A 14,875-nucleotide genomic window follows, 5' to 3' on the forward strand; every position below is an offset into this window, starting at 1 on the left:
CAGCCCGGTGCCGTCCCGGTCAGCTCGGGAGCAGCACGTCGCAGACGAGGTCGTGGACGATGTCGTAGCCGTTCTGCGTCAGGATCGACTCGGCGTGGAACTGCACCCCGCGGTAGTGCGGGCCGGCGAGGGCGTTGACGTCGCCGGTCTCCCGGTCGGCCTCGACGGTGACGCCGTCGGGGAGCTGCGTCGGGACCCCGGTCGCGTCGGCCACCCGGCCGACGAAGGTGTTGTAGAACCCGACGCGCTCGGTGCGACCGCCCACGGTGACGGCGGACTGGGTGCCCTGGAAGACGATGTCCTTGTAGGCCAGCGGGATGCCGAGCTGGTGGCACAGTGCCTGGTGGCCCAGGCAGACGGCGAGGAAGGGCCGCTGCTCGGCGAGCAGCCCGTCGATGGCCGAGCGCAGCGCCTGCATCTTGGGGTCGGTGTCGTCGCGGGGGTCGCCGGGACCGGGGCCGACGATGACCAGGTCGTGGCCAGCGATGCTCTCGGCGCCGCGGGCGGCGTACTCGGAGTAGCGGACGACCTCGCTGGTCATGCCCAGCACACCGAGGAGGTGGCGCAGCATGTTGACGAAGTCGTCCTCGCCGTCGAGGATCACCGCGCTCAGCCCCGCCAGCCGAGGGTCGGGCGGGGTGCCCGCCTGGTCGGTGAGCCAGAAGCTGCTCAGCCGCTGGTTGCGGGCGTTGAGCGCGACCAGCACGTCCTCGTCGGCGGCGAGCGCGGCGAGGTCGACCTCGGGGGCGGGCGCCGGGGGCACCAGCCCGAACGCGGAGAGGATGCCGCCGGCCTTGGCGTGGGTCTCGGCCACCTCGTACGCCGGGTCGGAGTCGCGCACCAGCGTCGCCCCGGCGGTGACCTTGAGCCGCCCCTCGAGGTCGACGTCGGCGGTGCGGATGACGATGGGGCTGTCGACGACCTGCTGGCCGGACTCGTCGCGGCCGAAGAGGGCCAGCGCGGAGGCGTAGTAGCCGCGGCCCTCGGGCTCGTAGGCCTTGATGAGGCGGCAGGCGTTCTCGACCGGGGAGCCGGTGACGGTGGCGGCGTACATCGTGTCGCGCAGCACCTCGCGGACGTCGCGGTGCGTGCGGCCGGCGAGGAGGTACTCGGTGTGCACCAGGTGCGTCATCGGCTTGAGGAAGGGTCCGAGCACCTGACCGCCCTCGTCGCAGATGTCGCACATCATCTTCAGCTCCTCGTCGACGACCATGAAGAGCTCGTAGATCTCCTTCTGGTCGCCGAGGAACTCGGTCAGGCGCGTCTCCAGTGCCCGGTCGTCGCCCTCGGGCGGGCGGACGCGGAAGGTGCCGGAGATGGGGTTCATCCGCACCGCGCCGCCGCGGACGCTGACGTGCCGCTCGGGGCTGGCGCCGATCAGGTAGCGGTCGCCGGTGAAGAACAGGAAGGTCCAGTAGGCGCCGCGCTCGCGCTCGAGCAGGCGCCGGTAGACCGCGAGCGCGCGGGCGGCGCTCCAGTCGGCGACGACGGCGCGGTAGGTGCGGCCGATGACGAGGTTGGCGCCCTCGCCCTGACCGATCTCGTCGCGGATGATGCGCTCGACGACCTCGGCGTAGTCGGAGTCGTCGGTGTCGAACCCGCCGCGGTCGGTGAAGTCGACCTCGACCGGGTCGATGGCCTCGATCACCTCGCTCACCGAGAACTCGTGCTCCTCGTCGATGTCGACGACCGTCAGCGGCGTGCCGTCGTCGTGCACCTCGAAGCCGCGCTCGGCGATCTGGCGGAAGGGCACCGCGACGAGGCGGTCGGCCTGCCGGCCGGGATCGGGTACGCCGTCCTCGAGCGGGACGTCCATCAGGGAGGCCGCCTCCCACGGGCGGCCGCCGATCACGCCGACGGTGTCGCGCTCACCGGCGCGGGTGGAGCGGCGGATGATCGACCAGGCGCCGTACTCCTGGATCGCGGCGATGGCGTCCCGGGCGGAGGTGGTCGCGGTCATGCGCGCAGCCTAATGTTCCCGGCGGCCGGCGGTCCCGACCGGCTCGACGACCGACGGCCCCGCCTTCGGCTGCCGGGCTCAGCTGATGGTGGTCAGCGTCTGCGTCGCACGGGTGAGGACGACGTAGAGGGTGGCGCGACCGGTGGTCGACTCCCCCTCGATCTCCTCGGGCCGCACGACCACGATGCCGTCGAACTCGAGTCCCTTGGTGTCCAGGCCGGTCAGCACGACGACGCGGTCGTCGCCCGACGGCGCCAGCGTGGGGTCGGCCGCGGCCCGTGCCGCGCTGGGTGCGTCGTCGGCGAGCTCGGGCCACGAGGCCAGCCAGCCGTTGACCTCCACGCGACGCGAGGCGGGGACGACGATGCCCACCGTGCCCGGCAGCGTCCGCGCCGCCTCGGCCACGGCCTCCCGGGTGGCGGCCTCGAGGTCGCCCACGCCGGTGAGCTCGCGCGGCTCGGTGCCGGTGCGGCGTACGGCGTCGGGCAGGTCGGCGTCCAGGCCCACCTGGCGGGCGTAGTCGGCGGCGTAGGAGTAGATCTCGGCCGAGTTGCGGTAGTTGGTCGAGAGGTGGAACTCGTGGACCGCCTTGCGCTCCAGCGCCTCGGCGCGGGCGGCTGCGGCCTCCTCGGGCACCGGCCAGGACGACTGCGCCGGGTCGCCGACGATGGTCCACGAGGCGGTGCGGCCGCGTCGGCCCACCATGCGCCACTGCATCGGGGAGAGGTCCTGCGCCTCGTCGATGAGGACGTGGGCGTAGCCGTCGTCCTCGATGCTGTGGGTGGGCGGGCGCCAGCCGGGGCCGGTCGCGAACTCCCGGTCGGCGGCCGTCATCAGCTCCTGGATGTCGACCGCGCCCTCGATCAGCGCGAACGGGTCGTCGCGGTCGTCGTCGGTGCGCTCGGGCACGTCACCCAATGCGTAGCGCAGCTCGTCCAGCAGCGGCACGTCCTCGACGCTGAGGTCCTCGCCCCAGGACTTGTGCAGCAGCCGCTGCTCCTCGTGGTCGAGCACGCCCTCGCTGACGCGGGCGAGGAACTCGTGGTCGCGCAGCCAGCCCAGCACCGTCGTGGCGTCCACGGCCGGCCACCAGCCGGCGACGAAGTCGACGAAGTCGGCCCGCCCCAGCATCTCGTCGTCGAACTCCTCGCGTCCCCGCTCGATGCCGCGCTCGCTGCGGACCTGGCGCCACAGCGCCTCCAGCAGGGCGTTGGCGACCTTGGGCAGCTGCTTGTTGCGCTGCCCGTGGGACATCAGGTTGCGCCGGATCCGGCCCAGCGTGCCGCGGTCGAGCACCAGCACGTCGTCGCGGTAGAAAACGCGGTACTCCGTCGGGCTGCCCGGCGCCTGCTGGCGCGCCGTACGCCGCATGACCTCGGCCATGCGACTGGCCCCCTTGAGGTCGGCGACCGCGGGGTCGTCGTGGCGGGTCGTGCGGACCCCGTCGACGACCTCGCCGAGGGAGCGCAGCGCGACGGCGGTCTCACCCAACGAGGGCAGCACGCGCTCGATGTAGCGCATGAAGACGCCGGAGGGGCCGACGATGAGGACGCCGCCGGTCTCGTAGCGCCGCCGGTCGGTGTAGAGGAGGTACGCCGCGCGGTGCAGCGCGACGACCGTCTTGCCGGTGCCGGGGCCGCCGGAGATCGACACCACGCCCTTGCTGGGGGCGCGGATGGCCTTGTCCTGCTCGGCCTGGATGGTGGCGACGATGGAGTGCATCGACCGGTCGCGGGCCCGCTGGAGCTGCGCCATCAGGGCGCCCTCGCCGACGATGGGGAGGTCACGTCCGGCCTCCTCGGCCTCGGCCTGGGCGTCGGCGTCGAGCAGCTCGTCCTCGACCCCGACGACGTCGCTGCCGGCGCAACGCAGCACGCGGCGGCGGATCACGTCCTGCGGTGTCGCGGCGGTGGCCTGGTAGAACACGGCGGCCGCCGGTGCGCGCCAGTCGATGAGGAGCGTGTCCCAGTCGTCGTCGCGCAGGCCGATGCGGCCGACGTACCGCGGCTCGCCGTCGACCCGGTCGGTGAGGTCGAGCCGGCCGAAGACGAGCCCCTCGTGGGCGGCGTCGAGCTGGGCCATGCGTCGCGCGGCCTGGAAGACCATGGCGTCGCGCTCGACGAGCCCGCCCTCGTGCTCCAAGCTGCCCCGTGAGTGGCCCTCCTTGGCGAGTCGCTGCGCGGCGTCGCCGGCCCGCTCCAACTGGGCGTAGACACGGTCGACGAAGGCCTGCTCGGCAGCGACCTCCCGATCGACGAGTTCCTCAGACACCCGACTGTTCTCCCGCCGTCCTCGCTGCTGTGTCCGTGCCGCGCCCCGGCGCGGCAAGAGCACAACTTTACTCGTTCACGCGTTGTTCCGCGCGATCATGGCGGACTCAGCCGAGGCCGCGGATCGAGACAGGTATGGACGCTGCGGTGGTCAGGACCCCACCAACGCAGCGAGTCGGCAGCGGCACTGCTGGCTACCTCCCCGGTTCGAGTCGCGTCGCCGTCTCGACCCGAAGGGACACTCAGCGCCGGGGTAAGGCGTCCGCCGGTCCTGCGACACGTGCGGAATGCGCGTCGACCACAATGCGTCGCTCGCCCTCCCAGAGCACCTGGAACTGGATCCCAGCCGTGCACGGCTGAGCACGAAGCACCGCCACTTCGGAGAGGCCCCAGTCGATGGCCTCCGGGTGGCGAACCATCGAGGTAGTCAGGCCGCCCTCCATCAGCAGTCGCTGCACGCCCTCCATCTCGATGGTCAAACGCTGCTCGCGTGTGTCGAGGTCAGGGCGCAGCACGCCATCCGAGAGCCGAGCCAGATCGAAACCCAGCCTCAGTCCATACCCGTGACGAGTGAGTGTCATCTCGACCAGGAGGGACTCCTGTCCGCGCAGCCATCCACGCAGCTCGTGATCCAGCGCGGCAGCCTCGTGAAACGTGGCCGTGTCCATGCCAGTCATCCTCGCAATTCTCCAGCGGTGACCGGCCGGTCGGGACGCCCTCCAGCGGCGCGGGAGTGTCGGTGGTCCCGCCTAGCGTGGGGGCATGACGAGGACAGCTCCAGCCGAGGGGATCGCGGAAGCGGTCGACGCGGTGGCGCGGCTGGCCGACCTCGACTGGGACGAGCTCGGCGACGCGGAGGCGTTGGCCGCGACCGTGGAGGTCGGCCGGGTCCGGTCGATCGCCGACGGCGCGCTCACCGCACTGGCCGAGCGGATCGAGGCCGCCGACGCAGCCGACCTGGCGGGATGGGCCTCGACGAAGGACTTCCTCACCCACGCCCTCGGCGGCCGCAAGGGTGCCGGCGGCAGCATCGTGCGGGTCGCCAAGCAGACCGCGGGGACCCCTGAGGTGCGCGCTGCCCTGATGGCGGGTGAGGTCTCCTTCGCCCAGGCCAGTGCGATCGGGCAGCGGGTGAGCACGCTGCCCAACGCCCCCGAGCTGCGCCAGCAGGCCGCGACCATGATGCTCGACCAGGTCCGCGACCACGGGTCGGACGCGACCGACCTCGACCGCGGCTTCCGCGACGTGGTCACGCGACTCGATCCCGACGGCACCCTGCTCGGCGACGACCGCGGCAAGGAGCTCGCCGAGCGTGGCGCACACCTGGCCCGCCACCTGGCCTTCAGCCCCGACACCGTGGGTGGCGTCCGGATCAAGGGCTACGCGACCCTCGAGGAGGCCGAGCTCGTCAAGGCCACCCTGATGCCGCTGGCCGCGCCACGCCCCACCGAGCCCGGAGCCTGCGGCGGCGACCCCGACACCCGCCACCGATACGACGAGCACGGCCGGCCCGTCGGAGCCAACTGTCCCGACCCCACCTGCAGCCACGACGGCCGCGACCCCCGCGAGGGCGGCGTACGGCTCTGGGACGCATTGGTCGAGGCCTGTGGACGGCTCGCTGACACCGATGCACTCCCCCACGCGCACGGCACCACCGCCCGACTCATGGTCACCACCAACGTCGACGACCTCCGCCGGGACCTGGCCAGCTCGGGCGACGGCCTGCTGCCCTCCGGTGACACGATCTCCGCTGCCGCGGTACGCCGCCTGGCCTGCGACGCGGAGGTGCTGCCGGCCGTCCTCGGTGGCGAGGGCCAGATCCTCGACGTCGGACGCCTGCAGCGGCTCGTCACCACCGCGATCTGGCACGCACTCGTGCTGCGCGACCAGCACTGCACCTTCCCCGGCTGCACCCGCCTGCCCCTGGCCTGCGACGCCCACCACATCACCCACTGGGCGGACGGCGGCCGCACCAGCCTCGACAACCTCGCCCTGCTGTGCCGCAAGCACCACACGCTCGCCCACCACAGCCCCTGGCGGGTCAGCATCGACCCGCACAGGGCCAGACCCGTCTGGACGCCGCCGACTCCGGTCGACACCACCGACCGATTCACCTACGTCCCGCCCCGAGCGCGACCACCCACCCGCGCCGCCTGAGGACGCGAGCGGTCAGCCCTTGCCGCGGCTGAGGAAGGCCGTCATGGCCTCCTTGGCGGCGTCGGAGCCGAAGAGCCGCGAGCTGAGCTCGACCATCTCGGCGCCCTTGGCATCGATGCGCTCGAGCAACTCGGCGTTGAGCACCTTCTTGGTCTCCCGGAGCCCCTGCTGGGCACCCGTGGCGACCTGGCCGACGAGTTCGTCGACGGCGGCGTCGAGGTCCGCGGCCGGCACTGCGCGGGTCACCAGCCCGTACGCCGCCGCCTCACTCCCGGAGAAGACCTCACCACCCAGGGCGGTGAGGCCCGCGGCGCGCGAGGTGAGGCGCGGCAGCACCGTGAGCGAGATCATCGCGGCGGCGAGGCCGAGCTTGACCTCGGTCAGCGCGAAGGTCGCGTCCTCGGCGACGATCGCGATGTCGGAGGCGGCGATGACGCCGATGCCGCCGGCACGTACCGCGCCCTCCACGACGGTCACCACGGGCTTGGAGTGGGCCACGATGAGCCGCTGGAGCTCCACGATCGCCCAGGCGCTGTCCTTCATGGGCACCGTGGTGGCCTCGGACAGGTCGGCGCCGGAGCAGAAGACACGGCCGGAGGACCTCAGTACCACGACGGTGACGTCATCGGCGGCGTCCGCGGTCTCCAGGTGCCCGTGGAGCTCGGTGACCAGCTGCCGCGAGAGGGCGTTGCGGTTGTGCGGCGAGTCCAGCGTGATCGTGGCGATCCCGTCCGCGACCTCGTAGTGGACCAGTTCCTCGGGGGATGCAGTCATAGGGCCATGGTGCCCGAGACCATCACCACCCGCGGTGGCGGTCGCGCCGTGCCTACTGTCCCGACATGTCGATGCAGGTGAAGACCTGGACCTGCCCGCCGTGGTGGAGGTGCGGGTGGTCGGCACAGGCGGCCGCCGCGGCGTCCAAGGATTCGGCGGCAATGACGGTGTATCCCGTGGGGGCATCCGGACCGAGCGGTCCGTCCGTGACGACGCCCTCGCCCGCCAGGTGCTTCGAGTCGCCGAACGGGGCGCCGCCATCGATGATCGCGTCACCCATCGTGGCGTACCACGCTCCCCAGGCGTCCATGACCTTCTGCTGGTCCTCGGGGTCCATCTCCATGCCCATGCCACCGGTGTAGATGAGGGCGAAGGTCGCCATGTCACACCCCCTCGACGTGATGTAGATCACACTAGAGTGGCCACGAACCAGAGACAAGCCTCTGGTGAGCCGAGCCAATCCGGATCTCCCTCGGCGTCGAATGCCTTGCATGCGGACACAACTGCGCTGGGCCGGGTACGGCGTCCTCGCGACCCTCGTCGGGGTCGGGTTGGCACACCTGGTCGCGGCTGCCCTCGACCCGGCCTCCTCCCCCGTCCTGGCGGTGGGATCCGCGGTCATCGACCTGACGCCGACGCCGGTCAAGGAGTGGGCGATCGCGACCTTCGGCACCGCCGACAAGCCGATCCTCATCGGTTCGGTGATGGCGGGCGTCCTGCTGGTGTCCGCGGTGGCCGGCATCCTCGCGCGGCGACGGTTCGCGCTCGGCGCGGGCCTGCTGCTGGTCGAGATCGGCATCGCCTCGCTGGCGGTCGTCACCAACTCCGGCTTCGTCGTGCTCGACCTGGTCCCGACCGTGGTCGCCGCCATCGTCGGAGTCGCCGCGCTGGCCTGGCTCGTACGCGCCCACCAGCAGGCGGAGGCCGACCAGTCCGAGCAGGGTGGTCGTCGCGGCGTGCTGCTGGCCATGGGCGCACTCGGCGCGACCGCCGCCGTCGGTGGCGGCGTGGGCGAGTGGCTCGGCCGGTTCCGTCGCGCTCCGGAGAACATCGCGCTCCCCGACCCGGTGGAGACCATCAAGTCGCTCCCCCGCGGGCTCGAGCGGATGGTGCAGGGCATCACGCCCTTCCGCACCGCCAACAAGGACTTCTACCGCGTCGACACCCGCCTGGACACGCCCGTCGTGGACAGCGTTGGCTGGACGCTGACCATCGACGGTGACGTGGACCAGGAGGTCACCATCACCTTCGACGAGCTGCTCGAGATGCCCATGATCGAGCGCGACATCACCATGACGTGCGTCTCCAACAGCGTCGGCGGCGAGTTCGTCGGCGCGGCCCGTTGGCTCGGCGTACGCCTCACCGACGTGCTCGAGCTCGCCGGCGTGGGCGACCGCGCCGACCAGATCCTGTCGACCGACTTCGACGGCATGACGATCAGTACGCCGCTGGAGATGGCGACCGACGGCCGTGACGCGATGATCGTGGTCGGGATGAACGGCGAGCAGCTGCCGCGTGCCCACGGGTTCCCGGTGCGCATGGTCATCCCCGGCCTCTACGGCTTCATCAGCGCCACCAAGTGGCTGACCAGGCTCACGCTCACCACCTACGCCGACACCGAGGCCTACTGGACCGAGCGCGACTGGGCCATCGACGCCCCGATCAAGCCCTCGGCCCGCATCGACACCCCGAAGGCGCTCTCCAACGTCGACGCCGGCGAGGTCCTCGTCGGCGGCGTCGCCTGGGCCCAGAACGACGGCGGTGTCGACAAGGTGCAGGTCCGTGTCGACGGTGGCGAGTGGCAGGACGCCGAGCTCGGCCCCACCGCCGGCGAGATCTACTGGCGCCAGTGGTTCTTCCGCTGGGAGGCCGACTCCGGTTCGCACCGGATCGCGGCCCGGACGCTCACCGGCGACGGCGCCACCCAGACCGCCGAGCGCGCCGAGCCGTTCCCGAGCGGGTCGAGCGGGATCCACGAGTTCATCGTGAACGTCGCCTGATCCACCGTGTTGGTCGCCGGAGCGCCGGGAGCGAGGGGCCTTGACACGGCCTCGCTGGCGCTCGGCCGGCTCGACCACCAAGGCCAGGCTCCGCTCACCACCTGCGCCAGGCCCGGCTCGACCACCAGGGCCAGGCCCGGCTCGACTGCCGGGGCCAGCAGGGCTCGACCACCAAGGCCAAGCAGGGCCCCACGAACCCGGGTTCTCGGGAAACCCGGAAAAAAGTTCCCGATCCACCCATCCGGGGCCGACCCGGCTCCGAATGCCTTACATCAGCACCCAAACACGGAAGGCAAGCTGACATGAAGCTCAAGCAACTGCGTCGCACCACCGGCATCCTCGGGGCGGGCGTCATCCTGTCGCTCTCCCTCGTGGCCTGCGGCGACGACGCCGAGACGACCGACGAGTCCAGCGCCGACGAGACCACGAGCGAGGCCGCCGAGGAGACCGAGGAGGCCAGCGCCCAGGACCAGACCTTCGGCGACGCCTGCTCGGCCGTCCCGACCGACGGCCCCGGCTCCTTCGACGGCATGGTCCAGGACCCCGTGGCCACCGCCGCGAGCAACAACCCGATCCTCAGCACGCTGGTCACCGCCGTGACCTCCGTCGAGGGCCTGCCCGACACGCTCAACAGCGCGCCGGAGCTGACGGTGTTCGCGCCGTTCAACGACGCGTTCGCCGAGATCCCCGAGGAGGACCTCAACGGTCTGGTCCAGGAGGCCCAGAACAAGGGCCAGGACAGCCAGCTGTACTCGATCCTCGCGCACCACGTGGTCGGCGCGAACCTCGAGACCGGTGACGTCGCGGGCGAGCAGGACACCCTGGCCGGCGACACCCTGACCGTCGAGGGCGACGAGTCGGGCATGACCGTCTCCGACGGCACCGTCACCGCGAACGTGCTGTGCGGCAACATCCCGACCGCGAACGCCACGGTCTACGTGATCGACAAGGTCATGACCGGCGTCCAGCAGTGATCCCGGGGTAGCCCACACACACCCCAAGGGGTAAGGATTTCCTCCATGGATCCCCGAAACCCGGACTCGGCCGGCGTTCCCACCCAGGGTGCGCCGGCCGAGTCAGGCGGACCGAAGGACGCGATCGCCGAGCAGCTGAGGCTCTCGGCGCGAGGCGACCGCGATGCCTTCGCCGACCTGTACGACGCCACCGCCCGCCGCATCCACGGTCTGGTGGTGCGCGTCGTCCGGGACCGGACCCAGGCCGAGGAAGTCACCCAAGAGGTCTACCTGGAGATCTGGCGCACCGCCGGACGCTTCGATCCCGACCGCAGCAGCGGCATCGCGTGGCTGATGACCATCGCGCACCGCAAGGCGGTCGACCGGGTCCGGAGCGCGGAGGCGTCCAGCACCAGGGACACGACCTACCATCGACAGAACCACGTGGTGGACCACGACGTCACCGCCGAGACCGTCGAGGCCTCCCTGGAGGCGCGGCGGGTGCGGGCGGCACTGGACCACCTCACCGACGTACAACGCGAGGCCATCGATCTGGCGTACTTCGGTGGCTACACCCACACCGAGGTGGCCTCGCTCCTCGACCTCCCGGTCGGGACGGCAAAGACAAGGATTCGTGACGGGCTGATCAGGCTCCGCGACACGATCGGAGTAGGACGATGACCGAGCACAGCTTCGGATACCGGGACGACGACGTCCACGCGCTGTCCGGCGCCTATGCGGTGGATGCTCTGGACGAGCACGAGCGTGCCCGGTTCGAACAACACCTGCGGGCCTGCCCCGAGTGCCGCACCGAGGTCGACAGCCTCCGCGAGGGCGCTGCGACGCTGGGCATCGAGGACGCGATGGCTCCGCCGCCGGCCCTGCGTGAGCAGGTGCTGACCGGCATCGAGTCGGTCCGTCCGCTGCCGCCGCTGAGCCCCGCCGTCGACGAGCCGGCCGTGGACACCCTCTCGGCCCGCCGTGCCCGACGCCGCGTCGGGGGCTTCGGCACCCCGCTGCTGGTCGCCGCCTCGATCATCCTGGTGCTCGCGGCCGGCTTCCTGCTGACGATGCCGTGGAGCACCGCACCCGAGGCGCCGCCGACGGCGACCGAGCAGGTGCTCACCGCCGATGACGCCAGCCGCGTGAGCCAAGAGTTCCCCGACGGCTCCCGCGCCACCATCGTGGTGTCCCGCGAGGTCGGCCGCGCCGTGATCCTCACCGAGGACATGGAGCCCGCGCCGCCCGGCAAGGACTACCAGCTGTGGCTGCAGGACGCCGAGAAGGGCATGGCCGGGGCGGGCCTGATGCCCGACGAGCGCGACGCGACCGTGCTGCTCGACGGCGACGCGTCCCAGGCGATCGGCGTCGGCATCACCGTCGAGCCGGCCGGCGGGTCCGAGTCCCCGACCACCAAGCCGATTGCGCTGCTCCCGCTGGACGCGTGATGGACCCTCACACGCCACGGCGGGTCGCCGTGGTGGGATCCGGTGTCGCCGGACTCACCGCCGCCTACGTCGCCTCCCGCACCGCCGAGGTCACCCTCTTTGAGGCCGATGACCGCCTCGGCGGCCACGCGGACACCCACCGCGTGCCCGACGGGGACACCGGCCGCGAGCTGTCGATCGACAGCGGCTTCATCGTGCACAACCGGCGCACCTACCCGGTGCTGCTGCGCCTCTTCGACGAGCTCGGCGTACCGACGCAGGCCTCGGAGATGTCGATGTCGATCCGCGACGGCGGCAGCGGCCTGGAATGGGCGGGCGCGCTCGGGCGGCGGGGCCTCTTCCCGACGTCTGCGCACCTGCGCAACCCCGCCCACCTGCGGATGCTGGCCGACATCCCGCGCTTCCACCGCCAGGCCCGCCGCCTGCTCGAGGCCGACGGCGGGGACCCGACGGCGGCGCACACCACGCTGGCCGAGTTCCTCGACGCCGGCGGCTTCAACGCCTACTTCCGGCGCCACTTCGCCGAGCCATTGGTCGCGGCGGTGTGGTCGTGCGACCCGGCCGTCGCGGCGCGGTACCCCGCGGCGTACCTCTTCCGGTTCCTCGACCACCACGGGATGTTGAGCGTCTTCGGCTCCCCGACGTGGCGCACCGTCACCGGCGGCTCCGTCGCGTACGTCGACCGGGTGGCCGACGCCGTCCGCGCGGCCGGCGGCAAGATCCACCTCGGCAGTCGCGTGGTGGGGATCGGCGAGACCGCCGAGCAGGTGCTGGTCCGGACCGCGACGTCCACCGAGGCGTTCGACGCGGTCGTGATCGCCACCCACCCCGACCAGGCACTGGCCAGCCTGGACCAGCCGACCGCGCAGCAGCGCGAGGTCCTGGGGGCGATGCCCTACTCCAGCAACCCCGCGGTGCTCCACACCGACACCTCGCTGCTGCCCGAGGCCACCAACGCGTGGGCGTCGTGGAACTTCCACCGCCCGGTGGACGGGCGCGACGGCGTCCTGGTGACCTACGACCTCACCCGGCTGCAGCGCCTCCCCACCGACACCCACTACTTGGTGACGCTGGGCGGGGAGGACCTGATCGACCCGGACACGGTCATCGCCCGGCGCGACTACGCCCATCCGCTCTACACGCCGGAGTCCGTCGCCGCCCAGGCCCGACTCCCCGAGATCGACACCGACCGCATCCGCTTCGCGGGCGCCTACCACGGCTGGGGGTTCCACGAGGACGGCGCGCGCTCGGGCCTCACCGCGGTCGAGCGGCTCGGCCTCACCTGGCCCGAGGCGTCCCGACACCGCCCGGCGAGCGAGTCGGGGCCGAGGGAGCCGGAGACGGCGTACGCCACGACGATCAGCCACACCCGGCGCTCGCCGTTCCGGCGGACGTTCCGCCACCGGTCCCACCTGTGGGTGGTGGACCTCGACGAGCTGCCCCCGCGTCCCCGGGGCGCCTTCTTCCGCGGCGAGTTCGCCAGCCGCGACCATTTCGACGGGACCGCCCCGTCGATCCGTGCCGGGCTGGACCGCGTCCTGCTCGACCACGGCCACGACCTGCGCGGCGGCCGGGCGCTGATGGCGGCCCAGCCGCGCGCGTTCGGCTACTGCTTCAACCCGATCTCGGTGCACTGGGTCTGGCAGGACCCGGAGGGGGTGGGCGTCCCCGACGCCACGGTCGTCGAGGTGCACAACACCTACGGCGAGCGGCACAGCTACCTGATCGACACCGACGAGCACGGCAAAGGAGCAGTCGCGAAAGCGATGTACGTCTCTCCCTTCCACGGCACCGACGGCCAGTACCGGATCTCGGCACCGGCACCCACCGCTGACCGCCTCAAGGTCGCGGTCAGCCTGCAGCCCGACCACGGCGCCCGGTTTGACGCCTCCGTCGTCGGCCGCCGCACCACCGCACCGCGCCTGGCACTGGCCGCGCTGCGCAGCTCGCTGCTGATCCGCATCCACGGCAGCTGGCTGTGGCTGCGCGGGCTCCCCGTCCAACCCCGCCCCCTCCACGACGACCACGGAGTCACCTCATGACCGTCATCCCCGACCGGCACAGCGCCGAGGCCAATGCGTGGCCCGAGCTGGCGAGCCCGCCGAAGTTCGGGCCGCGCGCCCGCATCGCGCGGCGCCTGTTCCGCTCCGCCGTCGCCCGACTGGACGTCACCGTCGAGGTCGCCGCCCACGCCGGCCGCCCCGCCGAGACGCTGGGCCGCGGCGGACCGGTGGTGCACGTCCACCGGCCCGAGGAGTTCTACGCCCGCATCGCCCGCGACCAGCTCATCGGCTTCGGTGAGGCCTACATGACCGGCGCGTGGGACGAGGGCGACGGCGACCTCGGGTCCTTCCTCACCGTGCTGGCGGCCGAGGTGTCGACGCTGGTGCCGCAGTCGCTGCAGCGGCTGCGGGCGCTGGTCGTCACCAGCCGTCCGCGGGGGCACCGGGCCTCCCGCTCGCAGAGCCAGGCCAACGTCGCCCACCACTACGACCTGTCCAACGACCTGTTCGAGTGCTTCCTCGACGCGACGCTGTCCTACTCCAGCGCGCTCTTCACCGAGCCCGCGGAGGCCACGGCCGACGACCTCGTCGCCGCGCAGCACCGCAAGATCGACCGGCTGCTCGACCAGGCCGGCGTCACGGCCGGCACCCGCCTGCTGGAGATCGGCACCGGTTGGGGAGAGCTCGCGATCCGCGCCGCCGAGCGTGGCGCCGAGGTCCACAGCATCACCCTCTCGGTCGAGCAGCAGGAGCTGGCCCGCCAGCGGATCGCCGCCGCCGGGCACGCCGACCGGGTCGAGGTGGAGCTGTGCGACTACCGCGCACTGCTGGACGGACCGGCGCAGGGGTACGACGCCGTGGTGTCGGTGGAGATGATCGAGGCGGTCGGCAAGGAGTACTGGCCGACGTACTTCCAGACGCTCGACCACGTGCTTGCCCCGGGCGGCAAGGTCGCAATCCAGGCGATCACGATGCCGCACGACCGGATGCTGGCCACCAGCAACACCCACACCTTCATCACCAAGTACATCTTCCCCGGCGGGGCGCTGCCCTCGCTGCAGGCGATCGACGAGGCGACCGCGCGGGACACCGCCCTACAGGTGGTCGACACCTACGCGATCGGCCCGCACTACGCCGCCACGCTGCAGATGTGGGACGACGCCTTCACCGCCGCCCGGGAGCGCGTCCTCGAGCTCGGCTTCGACGAGACCTTCTGCCGGATGTGGCACTTCTACCTGGACTACTGCCGCGCCGGGTTCGCCGCCGGCTACATCGACGACCACCAGCTGACGCTGGCCCGGGAGGCCTGA

12 protein-coding genes are annotated in these 14,875 nt (G+C 71.9%); 7 read left to right on the forward strand and 5 right to left on the reverse strand.

What is annotated here, in order from left to right; all coding sequences use genetic code 11:
• Positions 1–19: 19 nt before the first annotated feature.
• The 3 genes from KUV85_RS12570 to KUV85_RS12580 form a co-directional block, all read right to left on the reverse strand.
• Positions 20–1,960: an anthranilate synthase family protein gene (locus tag KUV85_RS12570; protein ID WP_219960239.1), complete on the reverse strand. Its 1,941-nt coding sequence runs from the start codon at positions 1,958–1,960 to the stop codon at positions 20–22.
• Positions 1,961–2,038: 78 nt separating this feature from the next.
• Positions 2,039–4,231 carry a HelD family protein gene (locus KUV85_RS12575; RefSeq protein ID WP_219960240.1) on the reverse strand — a complete coding sequence of 731 codons (2,193 nt, stop codon included), beginning with the start codon at positions 4,229–4,231 and terminating at the stop codon, positions 2,039–2,041.
• Positions 4,232–4,472: 241 nt separating this feature from the next.
• Positions 4,473–4,898 carry a hypothetical protein gene (locus tag KUV85_RS12580; RefSeq protein WP_219960241.1) on the reverse strand — a complete coding sequence of 142 codons (426 nt, stop codon included), beginning with the start codon at positions 4,896–4,898 and terminating at the stop codon, positions 4,473–4,475.
• Between the two features lie 94 nt (positions 4,899–4,992).
• On the opposite strand from KUV85_RS12580, the gene KUV85_RS12585 reads away from it, so the two are divergent.
• Entirely contained in the window at positions 4,993–6,387 is a 1,395-nt protein-coding gene (locus KUV85_RS12585) for an HNH endonuclease signature motif containing protein (protein WP_219960242.1), read from the forward strand.
• A gap of 12 nt (positions 6,388–6,399) precedes the next feature.
• Here the strand turns inward: KUV85_RS12585 and KUV85_RS12590 are convergent, their stop codons facing one another.
• Positions 6,400–7,161: an enoyl-CoA hydratase-related protein gene (locus tag KUV85_RS12590; RefSeq protein ID WP_219960243.1), complete on the reverse strand. Its 762-nt coding sequence runs from the start codon at positions 7,159–7,161 to the stop codon at positions 6,400–6,402.
• 52 nt (positions 7,162–7,213) lie between these two features.
• Complete coding sequence (locus KUV85_RS12595; RefSeq protein WP_219960244.1) at positions 7,214–7,543, reverse strand: hypothetical protein; 330 nt, start codon at positions 7,541–7,543, stop codon at positions 7,214–7,216.
• Between the two features lie 109 nt (positions 7,544–7,652).
• Here KUV85_RS12595 and KUV85_RS12600 point away from each other — a divergent pair, with 109 nt between their 5' ends.
• From KUV85_RS12600 to KUV85_RS12625, 6 genes are all read left to right on the forward strand, one after another.
• Entirely contained in the window at positions 7,653–9,161 is a 1,509-nt protein-coding gene (locus tag KUV85_RS12600) for a molybdopterin-dependent oxidoreductase (protein WP_219960245.1), read from the forward strand.
• Positions 9,162–9,463: 302 nt separating this feature from the next.
• Positions 9,464–10,135, forward strand: coding sequence for a fasciclin domain-containing protein (locus KUV85_RS12605; RefSeq protein WP_219960246.1), 672 nt, complete (start codon positions 9,464–9,466; stop codon positions 10,133–10,135).
• Between the two features lie 45 nt (positions 10,136–10,180).
• Positions 10,181–10,795, forward strand: coding sequence for an ECF RNA polymerase sigma factor SigK (sigK, locus tag KUV85_RS12610; protein WP_219960247.1), 615 nt, complete (start codon positions 10,181–10,183; stop codon positions 10,793–10,795).
• The gene (locus KUV85_RS12615) at positions 10,792–11,562 is read left to right on the forward strand and encodes an anti-sigma factor (RefSeq protein ID WP_219960248.1); all 771 of its coding nucleotides are present in this window, start codon (positions 10,792–10,794) and stop codon (positions 11,560–11,562) included. The genes sigK and KUV85_RS12615 overlap by 4 nt, the downstream gene beginning before the upstream one ends.
• Positions 11,562–13,604, forward strand: a complete 2,043-nt coding sequence (locus KUV85_RS12620; RefSeq protein ID WP_219960249.1) for an FAD-dependent oxidoreductase — start codon at positions 11,562–11,564, stop codon at positions 13,602–13,604. Before KUV85_RS12615 ends, KUV85_RS12620 begins: the two co-directional genes overlap by 1 nt.
• Entirely contained in the window at positions 13,601–14,875 is a 1,275-nt protein-coding gene (locus tag KUV85_RS12625) for a class I SAM-dependent methyltransferase (protein ID WP_219960250.1), read from the forward strand. The genes KUV85_RS12620 and KUV85_RS12625 overlap by 4 nt, the downstream gene beginning before the upstream one ends.

The organism is Nocardioides panacisoli (assembly GCF_019448235.1).
Lineage (GTDB): Bacteria > Actinomycetota > Actinomycetes > Propionibacteriales > Nocardioidaceae > Nocardioides > Nocardioides panacisoli_A.

Bases quoted from the DNA above. Each gene is read 5' to 3' on its own strand.
- KUV85_RS12600 (WP_219960245.1), top strand. From the start codon at position 7,653: ATGCGGACACAACTGCGCTGGGCCGGGTACGGCGTCCTCGCGACCCTC.
- KUV85_RS12615 (WP_219960248.1), top strand. From the start codon at position 10,792: ATGACCGAGCACAGCTTCGGATACCGGGACGACGACGTCCACGCGCTG.
- KUV85_RS12590 (WP_219960243.1), bottom strand. From the start codon at position 7,161: ATGACTGCATCCCCCGAGGAACTGGTCCACTACGAGGTCGCGGACGGG.
- KUV85_RS12570 (WP_219960239.1), bottom strand. From the start codon at position 1,960: ATGACCGCGACCACCTCCGCCCGGGACGCCATCGCCGCGATCCAGGAG.
- KUV85_RS12620 (WP_219960249.1), top strand. From the start codon at position 11,562: ATGGACCCTCACACGCCACGGCGGGTCGCCGTGGTGGGATCCGGTGTC.
- KUV85_RS12625 (WP_219960250.1), top strand. From the start codon at position 13,601: ATGACCGTCATCCCCGACCGGCACAGCGCCGAGGCCAATGCGTGGCCC.
- KUV85_RS12585 (WP_219960242.1), top strand. From the start codon at position 4,993: ATGACGAGGACAGCTCCAGCCGAGGGGATCGCGGAAGCGGTCGACGCG.
- KUV85_RS12595 (WP_219960244.1), bottom strand. From the start codon at position 7,543: ATGGCGACCTTCGCCCTCATCTACACCGGTGGCATGGGCATGGAGATG.
- KUV85_RS12580 (WP_219960241.1), bottom strand. From the start codon at position 4,898: ATGGACACGGCCACGTTTCACGAGGCTGCCGCGCTGGATCACGAGCTG.
- KUV85_RS12605 (WP_219960246.1), top strand. From the start codon at position 9,464: ATGAAGCTCAAGCAACTGCGTCGCACCACCGGCATCCTCGGGGCGGGC.
- sigK (WP_219960247.1), top strand. From the start codon at position 10,181: ATGGATCCCCGAAACCCGGACTCGGCCGGCGTTCCCACCCAGGGTGCG.